General features: G+C 47.7%; 24 protein-coding genes. 18 read left to right on the forward strand and 6 right to left on the reverse strand.

Going from position 1 to position 23,524, the window contains the following annotated elements; translation table 11 throughout:
• The first annotated feature begins 22 nt into the window (after positions 1-22).
• A complete protein-coding gene (locus KNQ02_RS07605; protein WP_214769777.1) occupies positions 23-835 on the forward strand; it encodes a LysR family transcriptional regulator in 813 nt (270 codons plus the stop codon).
• A 71-nt stretch (positions 836-906) separates the two neighbouring features.
• Positions 907-2,097, forward strand: a complete 1,191-nt coding sequence (locus KNQ02_RS07610) for an RtcB family protein (protein WP_214807776.1) — start codon at positions 907-909, stop codon at positions 2,095-2,097.
• Positions 2,098-2,189: 92 nt separating this feature from the next.
• Here the strand turns inward: KNQ02_RS07610 and KNQ02_RS07615 are convergent, their stop codons facing one another.
• A complete protein-coding gene (locus KNQ02_RS07615) occupies positions 2,190-2,720 on the reverse strand; it encodes a DM13 domain-containing protein (RefSeq protein ID WP_214807779.1) in 531 nt (176 codons plus the stop codon).
• Between the two features lie 102 nt (positions 2,721-2,822).
• On the reverse strand, positions 2,823-3,314 hold the full coding sequence (locus KNQ02_RS07620; protein ID WP_214807783.1) for a GNAT family N-acetyltransferase: 492 nt from the start codon (positions 3,312-3,314) through the stop codon (positions 2,823-2,825).
• Positions 3,315-3,427: 113 nt separating this feature from the next.
• Between KNQ02_RS07620 and KNQ02_RS07625 the strand changes: the two genes are divergently transcribed.
• The 5 genes from KNQ02_RS07625 to KNQ02_RS07645 are packed head-to-tail and all read left to right on the forward strand — an operon-like array spanning position 3,428 to position 6,656.
• Complete coding sequence (locus tag KNQ02_RS07625; RefSeq protein WP_214801174.1) at positions 3,428-3,925, forward strand: cysteine hydrolase family protein; 498 nt, start codon at positions 3,428-3,430, stop codon at positions 3,923-3,925.
• A 23-nt stretch (positions 3,926-3,948) separates the two neighbouring features.
• Positions 3,949-4,710: a hypothetical protein gene (locus KNQ02_RS07630; protein ID WP_214807786.1), complete on the forward strand. Its 762-nt coding sequence runs from the start codon at positions 3,949-3,951 to the stop codon at positions 4,708-4,710.
• A complete protein-coding gene (locus KNQ02_RS07635; protein ID WP_214807789.1) occupies positions 4,707-5,312 on the forward strand; it encodes a hypothetical protein in 606 nt (201 codons plus the stop codon). The genes KNQ02_RS07630 and KNQ02_RS07635 overlap by 4 nt, the downstream gene beginning before the upstream one ends.
• A 27-nt stretch (positions 5,313-5,339) precedes the next feature.
• A complete protein-coding gene (locus tag KNQ02_RS07640) occupies positions 5,340-5,861 on the forward strand; it encodes an AAA family ATPase (protein ID WP_214801180.1) in 522 nt (173 codons plus the stop codon).
• 27 nt (positions 5,862-5,888) lie between these two features.
• Positions 5,889-6,656 carry an endonuclease/exonuclease/phosphatase family protein gene (locus KNQ02_RS07645; RefSeq protein ID WP_214807791.1) on the forward strand — a complete coding sequence of 256 codons (768 nt, stop codon included), beginning with the start codon at positions 5,889-5,891 and terminating at the stop codon, positions 6,654-6,656.
• Positions 6,657-6,772: 116 nt separating this feature from the next.
• Here KNQ02_RS07645 and KNQ02_RS07650 read toward each other — a convergent pair whose 3' ends face one another.
• Positions 6,773-7,123 carry a hypothetical protein gene (locus tag KNQ02_RS07650; protein ID WP_214801185.1) on the reverse strand — a complete coding sequence of 117 codons (351 nt, stop codon included), beginning with the start codon at positions 7,121-7,123 and terminating at the stop codon, positions 6,773-6,775.
• A 115-nt stretch (positions 7,124-7,238) separates the two neighbouring features.
• Here KNQ02_RS07650 and KNQ02_RS07655 point away from each other — a divergent pair, with 115 nt between their 5' ends.
• A complete protein-coding gene (locus KNQ02_RS07655) occupies positions 7,239-7,988 on the forward strand; it encodes a nucleotidyltransferase domain-containing protein (RefSeq protein ID WP_214801189.1) in 750 nt (249 codons plus the stop codon).
• An 85-nt stretch (positions 7,989-8,073) separates the two neighbouring features.
• Here the strand turns inward: KNQ02_RS07655 and KNQ02_RS07660 are convergent, their stop codons facing one another.
• Positions 8,074-8,568, reverse strand: coding sequence for a hypothetical protein (locus KNQ02_RS07660; protein ID WP_159173715.1), 495 nt, complete (start codon positions 8,566-8,568; stop codon positions 8,074-8,076).
• Between the two features lie 255 nt (positions 8,569-8,823).
• Here KNQ02_RS07660 and acnA point away from each other — a divergent pair, with 255 nt between their 5' ends.
• From acnA to KNQ02_RS07710, 10 genes are all read left to right on the forward strand, one after another.
• Positions 8,824-11,547, forward strand: coding sequence for an aconitate hydratase AcnA (acnA, locus tag KNQ02_RS07665; protein WP_214807793.1), 2,724 nt, complete (start codon positions 8,824-8,826; stop codon positions 11,545-11,547).
• A gap of 65 nt (positions 11,548-11,612) precedes the next feature.
• Positions 11,613-12,077, forward strand: a complete 465-nt coding sequence (locus KNQ02_RS07670; RefSeq protein ID WP_214807795.1) for a DUF3939 domain-containing protein — start codon at positions 11,613-11,615, stop codon at positions 12,075-12,077.
• A 198-nt stretch (positions 12,078-12,275) separates the two neighbouring features.
• Entirely contained in the window at positions 12,276-12,983 is a 708-nt protein-coding gene (locus KNQ02_RS07675; protein WP_088836791.1) for a hypothetical protein, read from the forward strand.
• Positions 12,984-13,059: 76 nt separating this feature from the next.
• The gene (locus tag KNQ02_RS07680) at positions 13,060-15,303 is read left to right on the forward strand and encodes an AAA family ATPase (RefSeq protein WP_214769726.1); all 2,244 of its coding nucleotides are present in this window, start codon (positions 13,060-13,062) and stop codon (positions 15,301-15,303) included.
• 12 nt (positions 15,304-15,315) lie between these two features.
• Positions 15,316-15,750, forward strand: coding sequence for an acyl-CoA thioesterase (locus tag KNQ02_RS07685; protein WP_034801290.1), 435 nt, complete (start codon positions 15,316-15,318; stop codon positions 15,748-15,750).
• A 95-nt stretch (positions 15,751-15,845) separates the two neighbouring features.
• Positions 15,846-16,874: a M15 family metallopeptidase gene (locus tag KNQ02_RS07690; RefSeq protein ID WP_214807797.1), complete on the forward strand. Its 1,029-nt coding sequence runs from the start codon at positions 15,846-15,848 to the stop codon at positions 16,872-16,874.
• 17 nt (positions 16,875-16,891) lie between these two features.
• On the forward strand, positions 16,892-17,503 hold the full coding sequence (plsY, locus tag KNQ02_RS07695) for a glycerol-3-phosphate 1-O-acyltransferase PlsY (RefSeq protein ID WP_214767442.1): 612 nt from the start codon (positions 16,892-16,894) through the stop codon (positions 17,501-17,503).
• Positions 17,504-17,708: 205 nt separating this feature from the next.
• Complete coding sequence (locus tag KNQ02_RS07700) at positions 17,709-18,473, forward strand: DeoR/GlpR family DNA-binding transcription regulator (protein WP_029333368.1); 765 nt, start codon at positions 17,709-17,711, stop codon at positions 18,471-18,473.
• A gap of 24 nt (positions 18,474-18,497) precedes the next feature.
• A complete protein-coding gene (locus KNQ02_RS07705; RefSeq protein WP_214807799.1) occupies positions 18,498-19,157 on the forward strand; it encodes a copper homeostasis protein CutC in 660 nt (219 codons plus the stop codon).
• Between the two features lie 190 nt (positions 19,158-19,347).
• Positions 19,348-19,980, forward strand: a complete 633-nt coding sequence (locus tag KNQ02_RS07710; RefSeq protein ID WP_088836796.1) for a DUF975 family protein — start codon at positions 19,348-19,350, stop codon at positions 19,978-19,980.
• Between the two features lie 809 nt (positions 19,981-20,789).
• On the opposite strand, the gene KNQ02_RS07715 is transcribed toward KNQ02_RS07710, so the two are convergent.
• Complete coding sequence (locus KNQ02_RS07715; protein ID WP_088836797.1) at positions 20,790-21,677, reverse strand: NAD(P)-dependent oxidoreductase; 888 nt, start codon at positions 21,675-21,677, stop codon at positions 20,790-20,792.
• Positions 21,674-23,422 (reverse strand): ABC transporter ATP-binding protein, encoded by a 1,749-nt coding sequence (locus KNQ02_RS07720; RefSeq protein ID WP_088836798.1) that lies wholly within the window; start codon positions 23,420-23,422, stop codon positions 21,674-21,676. Before KNQ02_RS07720 ends, KNQ02_RS07715 begins: the two co-directional genes overlap by 4 nt.
• Positions 23,423-23,524 lie beyond the last annotated feature (102 nt).

Raw genomic sequence — 23,524 nt, forward strand, 5'->3', positions numbered from 1 at the left:
ACATATGAGAGAGATGATGAATATGGATTTACGGCAATATCGCTATTTTTGTGCAGTCGTCGAAGAACAATCGGTCACGCGGGCAGCAGAACGCCTGCGGATGGCTCAGCCTGCCTTGACGCAACAAATTCGGAAGATGGAAGAGTTGCTTGGCGTACGGCTGATTGAACGGGCGGGACGCGGCATCCGGATTACAGCGAGCGGTGAGCGGCTCTATGAACGGGCCGTCTCACTATTGCGCTATGAAGCGGAAACGCGGATCGAAGTCAGTGACATCAAGGAAGGGCGGACCGGCATCTTACGGATCGGCGTCAATACGTTGTCCGCCGGCCGCTTGACAGGCTGGGTGAGAGAAATGAAACGACGGCATCCGCGGATTACGTTACAGATTCATCAGGGCGAGTCTGCTGCTTTGATTGATCGTTTGAAGGATCATGCGATCGACGTGGCACTCGTCCGGCTGCCGATTGAGGCGCAAGGTGTCACGATCGAGTGGATGGAAGAGGAACCGTTTTACCGAATCCATCATCCTGATTTTCCGGATGCCGATATGATTATTCCGAGTCAGGAAGGACTGGGTGTCTTTCAGACGCTCAGCCAACAGTTCGGGGTCGTCTCACAGGAAACGTGTTCCGACGTCTTGACCTTGATTGGCCTCGTCCGGTGTGGACAAGCGGTGACGCTGTTACCGGAAAGTACGCTCCGCGAACTCGACATGACGGGACTGGTGCGGGAACGGTTACCGGACGCGACGAGTACGACGGCTCTTGTCTGGTTGACGGAGGACGGTCAATCGGCGCTGACCCAACAATGGGTCTCGATTGTCCACGAGTAAGAACGAATTGTTAAAAAAGGGATTTTATAGGATACTTGAACAAGAGACAGGAAGGTAAGGGGGAGGATGAAATGAAGACGATTCGCGGAAAGTACGGCGAAGCGAAGATTTTTACACACAATGTCGATGACACGACGATTGAACAGGTGACGGGGATGCTGAACGAAAACATTGCTGTCGACGGCAATGTCCGAATCATGCCCGATTGTCACGCCGGCAAGGGCTCGGTCATCGGCACGACGATGCGGATTCACGATAAAGTGGTTCCAAATCTCGTCGGTGTCGACATTGGCTGCGGCATGTTATGTACACAAATCAACCGTGAAGGAACAGCCGGCGTCGATTATGAGAAGTTGGATGCTGCGATTCAGGCACTGGTTCCGAGCGGCATGTCGGTTCGCAATCAGCCGCACCGGTTGTCGGAACAGATTCCGTTTGAGCAGGTGTTGGCACCGTTTAACGAAACACGGGCCCGGTTATCAATCGGCACGTTAGGCGGCGGGAATCACTTTATCGAGCTGAACGCGGACGACGAGGACAATCTCTATCTCGTGATTCATTCCGGCAGCCGGAACCTCGGGAAAACGATTGCCGAGCATTATCAAAAGCTGGCGGAAAGCTCACAATTCACCGTCGATACGGCGTCGGTCGTCGCCTCACTGAAAGATCAGGGACGGGAGCAGGACATCCAATCGACGTTGGTCGAGCTGAAGAGTCAGTTCAATGAAACGAATAAAGATTTAGCGTACGTGTCCGGTTCCGATATGGACAACTACTTACATGACTTAAAAATCGCTCAAACGTACGCAGCGCTGAACCGTCAAGCAATGACCGACGTCATTGTTGAAGCGATGGGCTGGTCGGTCACGGAACAGTTCGATACGATTCATAACTATATCGATCTCGAGCGGATGATTCTCCGCAAAGGTGCGATTTCAGCGCAAGCCGGTGAAGTCGCCATCATTCCGATGAACATGCGTGACGGTTCACTGATCGTTAAAGGAAAAGGCAATCCGGACTGGAACTATTCGGCGCCGCATGGAGCAGGACGGATCATGTCCCGTTCGAAAGCCTTTAAATCCGTTGATCTGAGAGAATTTGAAGCGACGATGCAGGACGTCTGGTCGAGTTCGGTCGTCGAATCGACACGTGATGAGTCGCCATTCGTCTATAAACCGATGGAGGAAATCATCCGGAACACAGAAGATACGGTCGAATTACTCAAAGTCATCAAGCCGCTCTATAACTTTAAGGCGAAGTGAGCCGGCAGGTGTCTGCGACTTTGAACCAGACCAAATCCCCCGACCTTCTGATTGGAAATGAATCAGTGGTGAGGGGATCGGTTACATAATATTTACTCGTTGTCAGTCTTTACTACTGCCGTACCAAAGTCGGCGTTGAAGGCACGGCACCAAATCACGACGGTATTGTACTTCGTGAAATCGACATCTGGAGGGACAGCATAATTTTGATTGCCGGTATTGCCTTTTAATGCCCCTAAGTTGATGCCTTCTTTTGGCTCCATACCCGGTTGAATGAGATAGACGAATAAATCTGGACCATTCGTCGTCTTGAAATCTTCAAACCGGAGATACTGACCGTCATCTGCTTGAATCGTTTTGAGTGTTCCTGAGGTTTTGTAGTTTTTTTCTCCATCGACGAATTTACCGGAGAACGTAAGCTCTTCCTCCTGCGTGCCAGGTGTCGTAGTTTCCGTTTCATCTTCAGTATCCGGTGTCTGTTCTTCCGTTTTGACGTCAGAGGAAGTCGGGGGAAGTCCTTCGTCAACTGCTTTATCAAAAAGAAGCGGCGAGACTAACCGCCAACTGATTGCCAGGATACCGACGATGACGACGCTAAGGAGAATCTTCGTGATTGTTTTCATGTGCATCACTCCACTTCAGAGGTTTTTCAGTGCAGCTTTTAAACATCCGTGTATTAGTTAAATTTTATCATAGAATGTAGATCATCCGTTCATCCGAAGACGCTAGTTACTTAGATATTTGTAAGACGCCCCATCATCAGCGCTGCGGAGAAAGCCTGCTTTTACAAGTACGGATTGGGAGGCACGATTATCATGTTCTGTATACGCGCAGACTTGTAAAACTTTCATCTCCCGCAGTCCAAACTCGGTAACGGTCTTGACGGCTTCCGTCATGTAACTGTGGCCGCGGAAGTCCGGTTTCAGGACATAGCCGATCTCAGCAATGTTGTTTTTGTAGCCGCGGCAAAAACAGCAGTTCCCGATGAATTCACCGGTCGACTTTAAGTACAGTCCCCACGTAATCCCGTCCCCATTGAAATAATCGCGGGCAATCTGACTCAAGATGTTGACTACGTCAAGGCTGTTTTTTGCCTGTTGCCCATCATAGACCGTAATCTCAATCATTTGATTCGCTTCACTTAATCGAATTTCTTTTAATAACAGCCGTTCGCTCGTCAGTTCAGGAAAGACGTCAAAATAGTATTTTTCTTTCATGGGGCATTCCTCCTTGAATTTGCTTCTTACCTCAAGTGTACGTTATCCGATACGAATCGGAAGCATAACATCATCAAAACTAAAAATCCGTTCATTGATCAGGAGGAATTTACATGCAAAAGAAAGCGTTAGTCGTTATTGATATTCAAAATGACATGACAAAAAATTATAAGGAAGTCATCGGTACGATCAATCAGTCAATTGATTGGGCAGTTGAACAGGACATGCATGTGGTCTATATCCGGCACGAAAATTTATCAGCCGGGACAAGAACGTTTAAAACCGGGACACGTGGTGCCGAGTTAGCACCCGATTTAAATATCGTTTCAGATCATGTATTCACAAAATATAAGGGGAATGCTTTAACAAGCGAAGCGTTCGCGGCGTTTATTGAGCAGCACGAGATCACCGCCTTTTATCTGACCGGTGGAGACGCGACAGCTTGTGTCAAATCGACCTGCTTCAACTTACGTAAACTGGATTATGACGTGACAGTGATTACGGACGGGATTACCAGCTATGACAAAAAGAAGCTTCCGGAGATGATTGAATACTATGAGAAAAAAGGCAGCAGCATCATCCAGTTCAAGGATTTACTTTCGGTTGATTAACGCTGTTGAAGGAGGGGGGTAACATGAAAAATGTAATTAAAGTACTGATTGTTTTGTCCGTCTCAATAGGTCTGATGTTGACAGGTTTTCCGTCAAACGAAGCCGTGGCGAAAAACAAAAAAGAAACACAACATGACACCTTTAAAAAGTTAAAAATGAATGCCTCGATGACCAGTGTTGCGAAAGTCATGTATGGCAAGAACTATAAAAAACATCTGTGTGACCGCTCAGAAGATGAGGTGAAAGTTAATCTTTTATGCAGTGGAGAGGTATACGATTCCAATACATACGATAAAAGCGGGAAGCTAAAATATTTGAAGTATGAGTTTTATTTGTATCCGAATCCAAAGGTGCCGAATGAATCGGACAATACGGATGAAGTGACGTTCCAAACCGTCCGGATGTTGCTCGTATTTAAGTCGAAAGAGCACAGCAAGCAGTTAAAGCTTGTCGAAAAACATTGGTTTGACGTATCCGTCGAAAATTCGAAACGTGTCTACAACAATCAAAAAATTGAAAAAGGCATGACGAAAAAGCAGTTGGATGACGTGCTGACTGGAACAGGGCTCGGGAGATACGAAGCCGTCTCGTATATCGACTATTCAAAAGTCGGAAAGCAAGCCGGTAAACAACAGCCTGTTTTTTTAAAGGCGTACAAGACGTATTCGTATTCTGTCTTGAATCAGAAAGAGAATATTCTGTACTTCTTCGAGATGAAGTACAGTCGGACGAAAAAAGAGTATGTCGTTTCGTATGTGGAGTCCTGGAGGGAGAACATTAAATGAAATGGAGAAAAAAATACTTGATTTTGTTATCCAGTGTTTTTTTGATTGCGGGATGCACAGACGATGCTGTGACATCTAAGCCTAAATCAGAAAAGAAAAAAGTCACTGTTTCGAATCAAAAAACAGATGAAAATCAAATCATGAATCATGACCAGTTTGAACAGCTGTTTGCACACATGAACGAACACTTGAAGATTGATCATTTTCAGCTAAAAGCAAGTACGCGGCGTTCAGATTTCACAATCATCGACAAGGAATTAAGCTTTGGTAAAAGAAATTGGTTAACCGTTGATGGAAGTAGTGATAGTGCCTCAACACAAGAAAGCCTATATCTCGAAGATAAAAAACAGACGACGCAGTTGTCGGTCCACTTTGCCTACACCGACCACTACATAGGCGAAGATATGATCCAGTATCCCAGCAGCTCGGGCTATGACAAATTGAATCAAAAACTCGCGAATCAATCTGATTTAATACTTATCAGCTACAAGAATTTAGTGATTTCCGTCCAACAAAATAAATTAAGTAAAGTAGACCCGGAAACGACAAAACTTGCAGTTGAGCGAGTCATCAAGGAGTTAGGACAATTAAACATACATTGAATCCCCTGACCGAAAGGGAGAACAGAAATGACAAACAGAATATATTTCATATCAGGTCCAGCAGGAGTAGGGAAATCAACGACGTCAACCATTTTAGCTGAAAGAATTAAGAGAAGTGCTTATATTTCGGGTGATCTTATAAGCCACCTCCCAGTTTCGGGACATGAAAAACCTTGGGAATCAGTTCAAGCAAAAAAACTCGTGTGGGAGAACCTGATTGCACTGACAAAAAACTTTATTAAGTCTGATTTCGATGTGATTATTGATTGGATAATTTCGTTAGAAGATATCCGTATCTATGCCCCTGAATTGTTCTCTTTAGATGTTGAGATGAAATTCGTCATTTTGTGGACGGATGAGAAAGTCAATGTAAATCGCGACAAAACGCGTTCTGAAAATGAACAAATGGGGGAGCGGGTAAAAATATTGAGAACTGATTTTCTCTCAGAAAAAAATCAACATCCTTACTTTTTGGATACTACCCATTTAGAGCCTAAGGATGTTGTCACCTCCATCATGGAGGAAGAAAGTTATCTTATTGAACTTTAAAACAAATCAAATGAAGGATGAAATACGATGAAGATAGCCACTTTTAATATTTGGAACAAACAGGTTGAGTGGGAAAAGAGGATAGAGGTTATTTGCGGTGAAATCCAAAGAATAAATCCAGACATAATTGCTCTTCAAGAAGTGAAAACTTTTATTAGTGCAGAAAGTAATATGAACGTAGCTCACTATATAAGTGAAAAACTAGAATCATTTCACTGTATTTTTAAAGAATATCCTGATTCACCAGACGAGGGATTGGCTTTTTTAAGCAAATTTCCAATAACATCAACGGATATGATTTGGAATACGGATACAGATGAGTCTAATTACTGTGCGATTAGAATAACAGTTAAACATGATGACTTAGACTATGGAATTACTAATGTTCACTTAAATTGGAGGACGGAAGAAATTCGTCAAGAGCAAATCATGACCGTCAACCAGTGGATTTCCGACAATCAAAAATCCTACGAAATACTTTGTGGTGACTTTAACGACGTGCCTGATTCTAATACACATAGATATTTAATCTATAATGATTGGTCTGATGTGGCATTAAATTATGAGAAAAGAGGATTTAAAGCTCAACCAACCTTAGACTACACTAACAATACATACCTAAAGAACGAAGGAACCTCACAAAAAACGTTACGGTACGATTGGATTCTTCTAAAAAGTAAGACATCTTTAAAAAGTTGGCAAATAGATTCTGTAGAAATATTTGGCGATAAGTTGCTGGGCAAATATGCTGTTCTTCCAAGCGATCATTACGGCGTGATAGCAGAAATTAATTAATCTCTTTTTGCTTTGTCACTATAAAAGGTAGTTGGTACATTAAGTCCGTCAGATGTTGGAACGGGCATCGAAAAAAGTGACTCCCACAAGACCAATTTCTTTTAAACGAATTTACGTTATTCAGTTTTCACTTCGTAATCAGCTAAAATTTTATTTCCAAAAGTAGTAAGCATTTCTGAGCTGACGAAAGATTTCACTATGAAAAGTAAGTTATCTTTGCTGAAAACAGGATTAATCAGTAGTGCTTTTTGTTCAAAAGCAAAGCGGTTATGATCATAATTGATAATCAGGTCTTTCAGCCCGCGTAGATCACTTTTTGAAAGATCGAATAAGATGACAGCTTCATGTATCGTTGTGTTTTCCATTGCATCCGGTTGTAAATTTCCGAGTAGAGTCAGTAACGTTTGATTGTGAAATTTCAGCTTTTCGATTTCCTCTATCAAATAGGTATAATTTTTATCTGACATATTTGAACTCTCCCTCTTTTTGGCTCCATCTGATAATATTGTATCAATTTACCAATGGTTACCGTAGGCGATGTTTAAATTTCCTGAACAGAAATGAGTTGGAGGTGTCGATGACATGCAGTTGCCTACACGACTTGGCACCGATGAGGCCGGCTATATTATGAATCAAACGAGTGTCGTGCGTACTCAAGCGATGTTTCGACCTGTCATTGAAGAAGTGATGGGTCTGTTAAAAAAACAGTTTGGTGAAGTACTTCACAGCGTTTACGTATACGGCAGTATCGGTCGCGGTACAGCCGTCCCTGGAAAATCAGATTTAGATTTGACGGTGATTTTAAGAGAAGACGTTCAAATGGGTTCTTTAAGAGAAGTGACACAAAATTTGTTAGAGCGGCATGCTGAAATCATAAAAGTTGATTACGACATAGGCACACTTGATACAGTGCTCAGTCCTGAAAATCTGTATGAATGGGGCTTTTGGATACGTCATGTCTGTTCCTGCATCGAGGGTTGCGACTTATCTGATCAGTTTCCGAATATGAAACCGGACGTGCGGATCAGTCGTGCTCTAAATCGGGAGCTAGCTGCCCAGTTGCGTAAAGCTCATGAAAAACTAGAGGCAGGCGACATGGCTCAAACGGAAAAACGATCTCTCGTTAAGCGGATGATCCGTGGTGCTTACTTAAACATCAATGTAAAAGATCAAAGTTTTGTATCAACCATTGAGGACAGCCTGTCGATACTGCAGCTATATTTTCCTGAAGATAAACTGATTGAGGATTTAGCGATAATGGCGGACAAGATAGTACTGTCAGACGAAGAATTATACGGTGTGTTGCTTCGATTTGAAGCAGCGTTTACTTAAAGATCGTAATTTGTCACACAGAGTAACATGGCTAAAAAAAGCCCCCGAAAAAACGGGGGCGAAGCATATACTTTATCTTTTCAGTTCACACCGTCTCATCCGTAAACGTTTCACCGGTCCGGCGCACGGTCGCTCCGAGTTCAGCCGCAATCGCATTGATCGCTTCTGAATCTTCATTGACTTCACTGATGATGATGACACCGTAGTGATCGGCACTGATTTGGTTCAGCGTCCGGTTAAATAAATCAAACGAATCGCGTTCGTTTTTTTCGTCCCGGTTTGCGCCGATCAAGTATCCGGCAACAGAACCGACGAGCATCCCGAATGGTCCACCGACGACACCGACTGCCATCCCGATCATTGAGCCTTTGAACGATTGATCCTGCTGCGTAAAGTCGATCGCATCGATGAACGAAAACCCGTCCGTCTCATCGCGTTTCGCTAAAACCATCTGCTCCATCTCGATTTCTTTAATCGCTTCGAGGTCCTTGATCATCTCAAAGCCAGTTTTGGCTTTTTCTAAATCGTTGAAAATAATCGTCGTAACGACGTGGGTTGCATCATTTTTATATTCTGCCATAATTTCCGCCTCCAGAAAGTTCTGATGTCGTTCTACAGTTTAGTAGTACCCGGAACGGAAGTATCGAAAACTAGAAACGTTAACTCCGCCTAAGCATATGATTGATATAACTTCTCAATTAGGCGATAAGGAAAACTTATCACAAGTCTTTTGTTCTTTCAAATTGTAACGAGACCCATATTATACTATGATAGAGCTGTACAAGTAAGCGGTATCAGGGGCTTGATGTCGTCAACACTTAAAGGGGGAATCAGCATGAAACAAACGCAATCAACGCAAGACGTGTTTGGTGCACGCCGTTCGTTTGAAGCGAACGGTAAAAATTACAACTATTACAGCCTGGAAAAATTAGAAGAACTCGGACTAACGGAAGTCAAACGTCTTCCATATTCAATCCGTGTCCTGCTTGAATCGGTTCTTCGTCAACAAGATGGTCGCTCAATCACGAAAGAACACGTCGAAAACTTGGCGAAATGGGGAACTGCCCAAGTTTCGAACGATATCGACGTCCCGTTCAAACCGTCACGCGTCATCTTGCAAGATTTCACAGGTGTTCCGACTGTCGTCGATCTCGCATCACTCCGTAAAGCGATGCAGGACCTCGGTGGAGATCCATCAGTCATCAACCCGGAAGTTCCAGTTGATCTCGTCGTCGACCACTCGGTCCAAGTCGATGCCTACGGTTTCGCTGGCGCACTCGCTGAAAACATGGATTTAGAGTTTGAACGCAACGAAGAGCGTTACAAATTATTACGCTGGGCAACGACGGCATTCGACAACTACCGTGCCGTTCCACCGGCAACAGGAATCGTCCACCAAGTCAACCTCGAGTACTTGGCATCGGTCGTCCTTGAAAAAGAAACGGCAGACGGCACAGTCGACGTCTATCCGGATACACTCGTTGGAACAGACTCACATACGACGATGATCAACGGTCTTGGTGTCCTCGGATGGGGCGTCGGTGGAATCGAAGCGGAAGCCGGCATGCTCGGACAACCTTCATTCTTCCCAGTTCCTGAAGTTATCGGTGTCCGCATCACAGGTGAAATGCACCCGGGAACAACAGCAACGGACGTCGCACTTCGCGTGACGGAAATGCTCCGTCAACAAAACGTTGTCGGTAAATTCGTTGAGTTCTTCGGTCCATCACTTCACTTGATGTCATTATCTGACCGGGCGACGATCGCTAACATGGCACCAGAATACGGTGCGACATGTGGATTCTTCCCAGTCGATACAGAAACGTTGACGTACCTTCGCTTGACAGGTCGTGAAGAAGAGTTGATCGAGAAAGTTGAAAACTACTCGAAAGCAAACGGCTTGTTCTACACACCACAAAACGAAGATCCAACGTTCACGAAAACAGTTGAACTTGATCTTTCAACAATCGTTCCTGCGCTTGCTGGACCAAAACGTCCACAAGACCGGATTGATTTGACAGACGTCCACACGTCATTCGAAAAAGCGTTGACAGCGCCGCAAGGCAATGCTGGATTCGGTCTTTCTGAAGACGAAAAAGATAAAGTCGCAGTTATCCAGTATGAAGACGAAGCTGTCGAGATGCGTACAGGGGACCTCGCGATCGCAGCCATCACAAGCTGTACGAACACATCAAACCCGTACGTCATGATCGGTGCCGGACTCGTTGCGAAAAAAGCAATCGAGCTTGGTTTGACGGTTCCAAAATACGTCAAGACGTCACTTGCTCCGGGATCAAAAGTCGTAACGGATTACCTTGAGAAATCAGGACTTCAACCGTACCTCGATGAGCTCGGATTCAACACGGTCGGTTACGGCTGTACGACATGTATCGGGAACTCGGGTCCACTCGACCGTGCTGTCGAAGATGCAATTCTCGGTTCAGATCTGCTCGTCTCATCTGTCCTCTCTGGTAACCGTAACTTTGAAGGTCGGGTTCACCCGCTCGTCAAAGCCAACTACTTGGCATCACCACCGCTCGTCGTTGCATACGCAATCGCGGGAACAGTTGATGTTGATATCATGAACGCATCACTCGGAACAGGTAAAGACGGACAAGAAGTCTTCTTCGCTGACATCTGGCCGTCACGTGACGAAATTCAGACGATCATCAACACAGTCGTCACACCACAAAGCTTCCGTGCTGAATATGATTCAGTCTTCACAGGAAACGAACGTTGGAACAACCTCGACGTCCCGACAGGCGATCAATATGACTTCGACGAAGCGTCGACATATATCCAAAACCCGCCGTTCTTCGAGAACTTGGCGAAGGAAGCTGGACATGTTGAAGCATTGAATGATCTACGTGTGTTCGGTAAATTTGCGGATTCTGTTACGACAGACCACATTTCACCAGCCGGATCATTCTCGAAAACGACACCAGCCGGTCAATACCTCGTCAATAAAGGCGTTGCACCAAAAGACTTCAACTCATACGGATCACGTCGTGGTAACCACGAAATCATGATGCGCGGGACATTCGCGAACATCCGGATCCGTAACCAAGTCGCACCGGGAACAGAAGGCGGATTCACGACGTACTGGCCAACTGGTGAAACGATGGCGATGTACGATGCTGCGATGAAATATAAAGAAGATGGCACAGGTCTCGTCATCCTCGCTGGTAAAGACTATGGTATGGGCTCGTCGCGTGACTGGGCAGCAAAAGGAACGAACTTGCTCGGCGTTAAAGCCGTCATCGCTGAGAGTTTCGAGCGGATTCACCGTTCGAACCTTGTCATGATGGGTGTCCTACCACTTCAATACGTCGCCGGTACGTCTGCTGAGTCACTTGGTTTAACAGGTGAGGAAGCAGTCAGTATCACAATCGACGAATCTGTCCGTCCACGTGACATCATTCAGTTGACAGCGACAGCTGCTGACGGAAAAGTCACGAAGTTCGAAGCGATTGCCCGCTTTGACTCGGAGGTCGACATCGATTACTACCGCCACGGTGGAATCTTACCGATGGTCCTTCGCGAACGTCTTCAAAAATAAGGGATTGTCGTTGATTGAAAAGGTGGGGGGAACCCCGCCTTTTTCTATAGGAGGGAGGCCAGCCGATGAGTCGGTTCAAAAAGTGGTTTCAGCCGAAAGAGGAAGAACCTTTACCGATTCGTGATGTTACGCTCGATGAAGTCAAACAAGCGACCCACGAATTTGAGTTGACGTTACCGAAAGGGACGAACCGGACGGTCTTACTCGACGAAGCACAGAAAATTGATTTAGACCGCCTGGCTGTCCACCTCGGTGTTCGGTCGACACAAAGCTTTTACATGTCGCGGGAGACGTTCGCGATCATGGAAGCAAAAGACCGGGACATCGTCTATGAGATGGATCACGTCCAGCTCGCCGTCGATCGCTATTTTGATAAAGAGGGTAAGTTACCATTAAAGAAGTATTCGAAAACGTTTCAAGTTGATTGTGCGATGTTGTTTGCGACAGGCTATTTACGCGAATTGCCACAGCATTCGTATTATCTCGTCGACGAATCGATGATCATCGCAAGTGAACCAAAAGAAAATTAACCGAAGACGGGATGAATCGCGAGCACGTGATTCATTTCGTCTTTTTTTGTCAATTTGTATGTTCGATGAACGGAATCGTTCAAAAGTCTGCCGTATTTCCTCAGAAATCAGTTGAACTTAGACAAACCCTTTGTATTCTAGGCGTAAAACCGATACCATTAACTATGAATCGAGACTGATTAGGATGGTGTACATGGCATGACGAAACGAACGAGTACATGGATTGCTGTAGCAATCGTGGCAATGGCGATACTCCTTGCCTATAATTTTTATTTACTGAATACGACACAGACCTCTAAAGAGGATGAAGCGACTCCCGTCAAACCGTTCTATACGATGTCCCGCATCCAGTATGTCGAAAAGAAATTATCGACGAAGGAAGATGCACTCGAAGCACGGACGTACGAAGTCGTATTTGACGATCAGGGTCATTTCCGAACGGAAGTCATTGAAGGACCTTCGACAGGCACGACGGCGATTTGGGACGGTGAAATGTTCCGGGAATACGACGCTGACGGCAAGCTAGTCAATGAGACGGAAGCATCGAAAAGTGTCAGTGCGCCGCGCCCATTCTTATCGCGTGGCTTCAATGAACAAATCCTCGACTTCATCGATAAAGGTGACTTTGGTCAAATCGAGGGCGAGGCGGATATTGCCGGCAATGCAGCAGACGTCTACGTCAAAAAAGAACCGGCAAGCACGGTTCCGGATGAGTGGATTAAACAGTATCCATCGTTCTTCGATAAAGAAGACAATCAAGAAGAAGCGACATATTATGTCGCATCCGACCGTTCGAAAGTCTTAGGGGCGGAGTCACGGAATAACGGTAAGTTATTCTATTCCGTCAAAATGAAAAAAATCGAGTCGTTGGATGAATTTGATCCAGCTTGGTTAAAAATGAAGTAATCGAAAAACCGACTTGAACGTCGCACATCGTGGCGACAAAAGTCGGTTTTTTCGAGAAGTAGGAGGGACTAAAGCGATGGAAGCATTCTCGAAAGAGGAGATGTTCAAACAAATTGAAGCCTGGGAACAGGGTGAAAAAGTCGAGGAGGTCCGCGCCTTACGCTACGCACAAAGTAGTCGGCTGTTAAAAGAGACGGAAGCACTCGTCCGGATTCTCGCGCTACTCGTCGAACACCGGTACATCATGACGGGACGGATTGATGCGCTGGCAGAAAGCTGGATTCAAGAAATCAAACAACACGGTCGCTTACCGGAACGCTTGGAGCAATTGATGATTGAACAACAATTACAAGGCAGTTATCAACTGCTCGTCGCGAACACGTTCCCGACGATCCGTGAGACGGATAATGCCAATGCGAAACGATCGGCGACAAAAGATATGATTCAGCAGGCGAGTCAAATCGTACAAGAAACAGAACAAGTCGTCGAATTGACGGAACGGCTGCGGCGGATCGATGCGACGCGCTGGACGGAGTTGTTTGAGGCGGCAAAAGCGCTCCTCTTGTCGAGTGCCCGACTCGAACAGACGGCGACGGACTTTGTCAACAGTTTACAGGAACGCTTTTATTCACGCGAAGCCTTTCGGGAGATGACAGAGCTGAAGGTGACGGCGACGGAAGAATTACGCCGTGTCGTCTCACTGCTCCCGATTGAGATCAAACAAGTCGAACGCTCGGCACTCGAGGAACTCGATGCGATGATTGGACTCGAAGACATCAAGTTACGTGTCCATCAAATGTACCGTTTCTTGAAGTACCAGCAAAAACGGACGGAAGATGGTTACCGGTCGAGTGACCAGCCGTCACTGCACATGATTTTCATGGGCAACCCCGGTACCGGGAAAACGACGCTCGCTCGTCTGATGGCGAAAATCTATCATGAACTCGGACTGCTTGAACGGGCGGAAGTCGTTGAGACGGATCGGTCGTCGCTCGTCGGTGCATTCGTCGGTCAGACAGAAGAACAGGTCATGAGTAAAGTCCGCGAGGCGGTCGGTGGTGTCCTCTTCATCGATGAGGCCTATGCCTTGAAACGGTCCGGTCAAAGCGGGAATGATTACGGACAGGCGGCAATCGATACGCTCGTCGCGGCGATGACGAGCGGGGAATACGCGGGACGTTTCGCCGTTGTCCTCGCCGGTTATCCGGAAGAGATGCGTGACTTCCTAAAAGCGAATCCGGGACTCCGGAGCCGTTTTCCGGAATCGAACCATTATCTGCTCGCCGACTATACGGATCAGGAATTGCTTGAAATCGGTCGGTCGATTGCGACGTCTAACGATTATGTCCTGACGGATCAAGCGGAGCGGACGCTACTTGCGCGACTCGAGCGCGAACGGGTCGACTCGAGTTTCGGAAACGGGCGTGCCGTCCGCAACATCGTTCTCGATGCAATCTTCAAAAAGGGTGCGAGTCTCGGCGAAAGTGCGAGTCATGAAGACTTTGCCCTGCTCGAACAAGCGGATTTCGAACTCGCGGCACCGGAAGACGAGTCGATTGATGCAAGGTTAGCGTCACTCGTCGGTCTGACGGAACTCAAGGCAGAACTCAAACAAATCCAGGCACTGCTCTCGATGCAACAGCGTCGCCAGGAAGCAGGCTTTAAAGTCTTACCGGTCGAACTGCATGCCGTCTTTAGCGGCAACAGCGGAACGGGTAAAACGACGGTCGCCGCCCTTTATGCTGACGTTTTGCGTCAAGCGGGATATTTGAAACGCGGACATTTGAAAGTCGTCAGTCGCGCCGACCTCGTCTCCGGTTATGTCGGACAGACGGCGCAACAGACACGGGACGTCATCCGTGACGCACTCGGTGGTGTCCTCTTCATCGATGAAGCCTATTCGTTGAACGGTGGAGCGAATGACTTCGGAAAAGAAGCAATCGATACGCTCGTCGATGAGATGACGAAACATAACGATAATCTCGTCGTCGTTCTCGCCGGTTACGAGCAACCGATGCAGGCACTGCTTGCAAGCAATCCCGGTCTGAAGTCACGCTTTAAGCGGGAACTTCACTTCCCGAACTACGCGAAAGACGAGTTGATTGAAATCATCGTCAATTACGCGGAACGCTACGGGTATGTCTTGACGGAAGAAGCGCGTCTGGCGTTAGATGAACAGATTCAGGTCGTGCCGAACGGAAACGCCCGTGCCGCGATTACGATCGTCGAGCGGGCAATCGCGAAACAGTCCGTCCGATTGATTGACAAAGCGAGTGTCAGCGGTTCAGAATGGTCCTATCTTGAAAAAGAGGATTTTTAAGGGGGAAGCTACATGCACACGATTGAAATACCGGTTCGCTATGCGGAAACGGACATGATGGGGATCGTCTATCACTCGAACTATCTCGTTTATCTTGAAATCGCCCGGACGGAGCTGATTAAGTCGCTCGGTCTTGATTATAAGGAAATGGAAGAGGCAGGCTACGTCTCACCGGTTACGAACGTCAATCTCGACTACAAACGGTCATTGACGTATGGCGATACGGCGACGGTCTCAGTCTGGATCAGCCATTACGACGGACTTCGGACGATTTACGGCTATGAAGTCAAAAATGCGGATGGTCAACTTGCCGTCGCTGGAAAAACGACGCATGTCGTCGTCAAAAAAGAGAATTTCCGACCGATTCGTTTACCAAAGGTCTTTCCGAACTGGCATGCCATCTATGAACAGATGAGTGCTGAGGATGCACGACTCGTTTCGAACTAAGCCTAAGCCCTCAGCAGGATTTCTTGCTGGAGGGCTTTTCTATTGCGTCAATTAGAGGTAACATAGAATAGCACGAAGGAAGAGGGGAATACACGATGAAGAAAATCGTAGCAGTCAGCACGTTAGCGCTCCTCCTTGCAGGATGTAATCCTGGGGATCAAGGCGCAGAAGATGCCACTAAAACAGAAGATGCGACAAAAGAAAAAACGGATGACAACGTCGCCCAAGAAGATAAGAAGACAGACGCAGAAGTAGCGAAAGAAAAAGAAGCAGAAGAAGCAAAAAAAGAAGCGGACGCGAAAGCAGCTGCTGACAAGAAGGTTGCGGAAGAAAAAGCAGCAGAAGATAAGGCAGCAGCAGACAAGAAGGCAGCAGAAGAGAAAGCCGCTGCTGATAAAAAAGCCGCAGACGATAAAGCGACGGAAGATAAAGCAACTGAGGATAAAAAGGATGATGGTAAAACAACATCGTCGCAAGATCCTGAGCCGGATAAAAAGTCTGAACCGGAATCAGAGACACCGGACGTCGATAAATCGGATACGAAAGCCGATTTAGGACTCAATGAACTCGTCGTCGTCAACAAGAAATACAGTCTGCCAATCGACTACAAACCGTCTGATCTCGTCGTTCCAGACATCAGCTTCTCTTACTCGGGTGTGCTCGAACAAAGTTACATGCGCGCACCTGCCGCAAAACAAATTGAGAAGATGTTCGCAGCCGCTAAAAAAGACGGCGTGACATTGAATGCGGTCAGTGGTTTCCGGTCTGGTCAACGCCAGACGGTCCTGTACAATAACTATGTCGCACGAGACGGGAAAGCAGCAGCCGATCAATATTCGGCACGTCCTGGTCACAGTGAACACCAGACAGGGCTCGTCTTCGATATTTCAGCCCCGAGCGTCGGAAATGGCTTGACAGCTGAACTCGGCAACACAAAAGAAGGTAAGTGGATTGCGAACAATGCGGCGAAGTATGGTTTCATCGTTCGTTATGATAAAGGGTTCCAAGCGCGGACAGGGTATACGTATGAACCATGGCATATTCGTTACGTCGGTGTCGGTCCTGCAACACAAATCAAAAATAATGGACAGACTCTCGAAGAATATATGAAGGTCGGTCATTAATACTTTGGAGGTTGACCATGATTGAAATCATTGGGATTTTGATTCTCGGCTATCTGCTTGGATCGATACCATTTGCGTTACTTGTCGGAAAATGGGGACACGGGATAGATATCCGCCAGCACGGGAGCGGTAACTTAGGAACGACGAATACGTTTCGTGTCTTAGGTAAAAAAGCCGGGATCATCGTCTTGATTGGGGATCTCGGTAAGGGGGCGGTCGCGAGTCTCGTCCCAATTCTGCTCGCGTCAGAACTCCATCCACTCTTTGCCGGTATTGCGGCAGTCATCGGACATATTTATCCGATCTTCGCAAAGTTCAAAGGTGGAAAAGCTGTCGCGACATCAGGTGGGATGTTGCTCGTGACGAGTCCACTCTTATTCTTGATTTTGCTCGTCTCGTTCTTAACGACGCTTCGTTTCAGTCGAATGGTGTCGCTCAGCTCGATTGTCGCGGCAAGCATCGGAATCGTCGCTGCCGTGTCGATCGGCATCGTACAACACGACTGGATCGTTCCGACGTTCTTTACCGTACTTGCTTTGTTCGTCATCTTCAAACACCGCGATAACATCGGTCGGATTCGTCAAGGGACCGAGTCGAAGATTCCGTTGTTCGATAAAGAAAAGCAATAACAGTCTGACTTTAGTCCACCTTTATTCATGTCATCCGTGAATAAAGGTGGACTTTTTTTGTCTGAGGGACGTGTTAATTCTGAAAAAATGAGGAATTCAACAACAATTCATAGGAAGCACACGTTTTTTTACACCGGATTTACAAGACCTTTACAGACGTTCGGTACACTAGAACTAGTACTCGTTAATGAAGGGGGAAGGTCGTGTGTCGTTACTCGGAGAAGAACGAAAAGGACAAATCATGAAATGGCTTGAAGAAGAAGGGAAAGTCATGACGAAAGATTTAATTGATCGATTGGATGTTTCAGGGGAGACCGTCCGTCGCTACCTGGAGGAACTCGAGCGGGACCGCCAACTCAAACGTGTTTATGGGGGAGCCATCTATCAAGGCGGGAAACCGGAATCGCCGATTTCCCGTCGGACGGATCAATTGTCGCGTCGCCTCGCGCGTTACGCGAAAGGCTGGCTCAGTGAATACTCCTGTATCTTTTTAGGAAAAGGGGAACCCGTCGAGCACTTATTGCCGTACTTAACGGGAACGGCGACGATTGTGACGAACTCGCTGTCGATCGCAAACCATCTGGAACAATGTCGTAAAAATGGACCGTTCAGCGGTGAAATCCGCTTACTTGGGGGAACTGTCGACACCTATGGTCAAACGGTCGGTGTCGAAGTGTTGCAAGCACTTGATTCCTATGCGTTTGATGCCTGTTTCCTTGCATTTGACGGCGCAGAAATCGAACGAGGCTTCGTTAGTGACGACATCGAGTCATCCTTGATTCAAAAAGCCGTCATCGGTTGTACGAAAGACGTCTATGCCTTTTTAGCATGTGACGAGTTTGAGGGGAACCGCAAGTATAAAGTCGCCGAGTTCCGACGGGCTAAAATCGTCCTGAGTCCTTCGACCTATCCACCATCATGGGAGATGAAGTTGTTTAACGAACGGGTGAACTGGACCGTCGTCTCGTGATACACTGATGCGGGAGGGATGTACATGTTAGAAGTAATCGCAGCAACCGTCGAAGAGGCGACGGCTGCAGAACAAGCAGGCGCAGATCGACTCGAGCTCGTATCTGCCTTATCGGAAGGTGGACTGACACCAAGTTACGGATTGATTCGTCAAGTTCTTTCAGCGGTCGAAATCCCGGTCCATGTCCTTGTCCGGCCACATAGTAAGTCATTTGTTTATTCAGAAGCGGATCAGGAAACGATCATCACCGATATCGATCTGATTCGTGAATTAGGGGCTGCCGGCATCGTCGTCGGTTCGTTGACAGCGGATGGACGGATTGATGAAGGATTCCTTGGTCGCGTCATCAAACACAAAGGGGAGCTGTCGCTGACGTTCCACCGGGCCATCGACAGCAGCCGTGATATCCACGAAGCAGCAGAGGTCTTAGCCGACTTCCCGGAAGTCGACCGTATTTTGACGTCGGGTACCAAAGCAACGGCGCTCGAAGGACAAGCGGTCATCGCGGAACTTGTTGAACGCCACGAGGAATTGACGATTTTACCGGGCTCCGGCATTACCGTCGAAGCAGCAAAAGAGTTATTGGAAACGACGAAAGCGACCGAACTCCACGTCGGCTCAGCAGTTCTCGTCAACGGAAAAGTCGATGCATCAAGAGTGTCGGCTTTGAAATCACTTCTTTAAAGAAACATCGGTTACGAGAGGCGCATCTTCCCTGAATGGGAGGGTGTGCCTCTCCTTTTGTTTGTTGCTGTCGTCCGTCCATCTTTCAGTAGTTTGTCACAACTTTCTCTGAAATCGAAGCACGTCCCTATTTTTTCAAGCGGGACTACGTTAAAATCAAATGGGAAAGTGAAGTGAGAAGGGGTTTATGATGACAAATTCAGCGTACAAAAAAACAGCACTCGCGACATTAAAAGGCAACTGGTTTGTTGGGCTAAGCATTTCAATCGTCTATTTTGCGATTTTTGCCTTAGCGGCCAGTCGAATGTCGTTTGATCAAGAAGACATCGGAAGTATGATGAAGTTCGTTGGCTTGAACATCGTCGTCACGATTATTTTGGCACCGGTCACGGTCGGACGGACGATTTCCTACTTACGGTTCGTTCGAGGTGAAAAAGCCGGCATCGGAACGTTGTTCGAAGGATTCGCTTCGTTGAAATCATATGTCCGGACGATTCTTTCGTACACGGTCGTCACACTGCTCGTCTATGCAGGATCATTTTTGATTTTACCGGCGATCTATTTCTATCTTGTTTACCGACTCGTCCCGTATATTCTCGTCGATCGTCCGGAACTGTCGTTTATTCAAGTATTAGGAGAGAGCCGACGGATGATGCGTGGACAGAAACGACGTTTGATCAAACTCTACATCAGCTTCATCGGTTGGGGAATTCTCGCCTTGTTGAGTACGGTCGGTGTCATCTTCCTGACGCCGTATTTCGATACGACGATGGCGCATTTTTATGAGAAATTAAAAGCAGAACGGCCGACAGCGGCTGAATGATTGGCACGGATGGGTCCTCTGAGAAATCGGAGGACCTTTTGAGTTGGACTGGATTCGAAGTAAACCGACCGGTCGCTCGTTCCAGTCTTGCCTCGTCTCCCAAGCGGCAGTGAATTTGTGCCGCTTCGCTGCGCTGCAGGGTCACAAACGCACTGCTATTCGCTAGGGAGCGATTCAAGACGGACGGCTCGGTTGAATCGTTCTGTTTTTCAAGAAGGCAAAGATAATATGCTCAGAGGTATGCTGTTTGTGAGTCATGTAATGGTAAATTCGGAGTAAACCGACCGGTCGCTCGTTCCAGTCTTGCCTCGTCTCCCAAGCGGCAGTGATTTGTGCCGCTTCGCTGCGCTGCAGGGTCACAAATGCACTGCTATTCGCTAGGGAGCGATTCAAGACGGACGGCTCGGTTGAATTGTTCTATTTTCAAGAAGCCAAAGATAATATGTTCAGAATCGCTTCGCTTTTCGTGACTCCTACGGGAAAAAGCGCAAGGTCACCTTGCGCTGTCAGAGCCAGGCGAGACCCTGCTCCTTGTTCGTCAGAAGCAAGGAGCAACGGCTTGCGGCTCGCCCGAGGAAAGCACGGGAAGCAAGAAGCGGTTGCCGCAACAAACGGACTTTGCCCTTTATGATTTCTATGTGGAAAGCACGGGAAGCAAGAAGCGGTTGCCACAACGAAGGCACTCTCTTCTTATGATTCCTGCATGAAAAGCACGAGAAGCAAGAAGTAGTTGCCACATACGATTTCTCATTAATCGATATCAAGTAATCAAAAAAGGTCCACCCAACTGAATCGGGCGGACCTTTTTGTTACGGTTGCTGCTGCTGTGACTTTTCAGCGAGTAATAAATAGAGTGCTTGTGTACCAGACTCACCGTGCCCCATCGCTGCGAGCTCGTCATACAGTGATTTGACGAGCGCGAGACCCGGTGTCGAAATTCCCATCTCATCCGCCCGTTCAAGTGCAAGACGCATGTCTTTGATGAAATGTTTGACAAAAAATCCTGGTGAATAATTCTCCGCGATGACACGCGGAATCAAGTTCTCGAGTGACCAGCTGCCGGCAGAACCACTTTTAATCGTCTCGACGAACTGCGTCGGGTCGATACCGGAGCGCGTGACAAACAATAACATCTCAGCTGTCCCGATCATTGAACCGGCAATTGCAATCTGGTTTGCGAGTTTCGCCGATTGTCCTTTTCCGGGACCGCCGAATAATGAAATCGAGCGTCCCATCGCCTCAAACAATGGTTTGACGTCAGCGAAAGCCTGTTCTTGACCACCGACAAGAATCGCGAGTGTCCCGTTTTTCGCACCAAGGTCACCACCTGTGACAGGTGCATCGAGTGAAACGAGCCCGTTTGCTTGTGCCTGCTCCGCGATTTTGACGGCGAGCGCCGGGCTTGATGTCGTCATGTCGATGACGATCGTCCCGGGCGCAGCATTCGCTAAAATTCCGTCTTCACTGAAGTAAATCTGTTCGACGTCTTCCGGGTACCCGACGATTGAAATGACGACGTCTGCGCCGGTGACGGCTTCTTTAATCGTGTCGACGATCGTCGCCCCGTCCTGTTCGAGCGGTAAGCCTTTTTCTTTTGTCCGGTTATAGCCTTTGACGGCAAAACCGGATTTCAGTAAGTTCCGCACCATTCCTTGCCCCATGACACCGAGTCCAATAAATCCTACCGTTTTCGTCATCCGTGATTCCCCCTGATTGCATCGGTCTGACCGATGAATTGTTGCGTTACGAGTTTATTATACAAAACATTCGTCTCGACGAGGGTGTCGTGTGTCCCGATGCCGGAAACCCGTCCGTCCTCAAGAACGATAATTTGATCCGCGTGACGGACTGTCGCCAGGCGGTGAGCGATGACGAACGTCGTCCGTCCGCGCATCAAACGTTCGAGTGCTTCCTGGACGACACGTTCCGATTCTGAGTCAAGGCTTGACGTCGCTTCGTCGAGCAGTAAGAGTTCCGGATCACGCAGCAAGGCACGGGCGATCGCAATTCGTTGCCGTTGTCCACCCGACAGTTTGACCCCGCGTTCGCCGATTTCCGTCATGTAGCCGTGCGGGAACGACTCGATGAAGGCATCGGCATTCGCCATTTCTGCAGCATCGCGGATTTCCTGTTCCGTCACGTCACGGACGAGTCCGTACAGTAAATTATCACGAATCGTTCCCGACAAGACGGGTGAATCCTGGGCGACGTAGCCGATTGCCCGGCGCCAGCTTTCAAGTCGGAACGTCTCGATGCCGTCCGGTCCGAGTGAAATATCACCTGACGTCGGTTGATAAAACCGTTCGAGTAACGCAAACAACGTCGATTTTCCAGAACCGCTTGGTCCGACGATCGCCGTCGTCTGGCCGTGCGGCAAAGAAAAGGACACGTCATGCAGTAACGTCGTCTCATCATAGCCGAACGAGAGCTGATTGAATTGAACCGCTCCGAACGGACGGGTGACGTCACGCGTTCCTTGTTGCTCCGGCTGTTCTTCGAGCAGTTCCGAAATTCTTTCTGTCGCCCCGCGTGCTTTTTGGAGCTTCGAAATGAATTCGGTCATCGTCACGAGCGGGGTCATGATTTGGAACAAGTAGAGTGAAAAGGCGACGAGCTCACCGGCAGAAATTTGGTTCGTCGAGACCCGGTAAGCACCGAAGCCGATGATGATGATCAGCATCGATGTCAGCGTCACGTTGAACAGCGGTAACAGAATCGCTTGAATCCGACCTTCTTTGACGCCGAAGCCGAAGAGATTCTCAATCTTTTCGTTTCCACGGTCCATTTCGTAAGACTCGGTCGCTTGCGATTTGATGAGCCGGACTTCGCTCAACATCTCGGCGAAGAAGCCGGATAATCCGGCGAGTTCTTTTTGTGTCGCCCGGGAAATCTCATGCAGTTTCCGGACGAGCGGGATGATGATCAGTAACGTCAACGGAACGGCGATCACCATGACAAGCGTCATCTGCCAATCGAGGAAAAATAAAATCGTGATGGCCCCGATGATGGAAACGACGGATGTCAACAGGCGGACGAGCTGCTCCGACAACAACTGTTGTAACGTCGTCGCGTCATTGTTGAGGCGGGAGACGAGCTCCCCTGATTTTGTTTCATCATAAAACGGAACCGGTAGACCGAGGAGATGTTTCCACAGTAATGTCCGCAAGTTGGCGACGATGCGTTGCCCGGCAATCTGGAGCCAGTAAATCGAAAAGGCATTACTGACGAGTTGGACGAGAAAAACGACGATGAATAAGGAAATCAGTCCGGGTGTCAGCCGATCGACCGAGAAATTATCAATCAGTGATTTCAGAAACCACGGAATCATCAGTGCCGCTAATGCCTGGATGACCGAGACGGCGACGGCTGCTGATAGCAGACCGACCGGGGGATTACTTTTTTTGAGAAGATGTAAAAATGATTTGAATGTAGCTTGCTCCATACGGGCACTTCCTTTCCTATCTATTGTCTTGCGAAATCGGACTCGGGTCAACTTATAGCGATTCGCTTGACAGTGTTTCTGTTTCTCGCGGACACTTAGGAC

This window comes from Exiguobacterium sp. s102, from assembly GCF_018618635.1.
Classification (GTDB): Bacteria; Bacillota; Bacilli; order Exiguobacteriales; family Exiguobacteriaceae; genus Exiguobacterium_A; species Exiguobacterium_A oxidotolerans.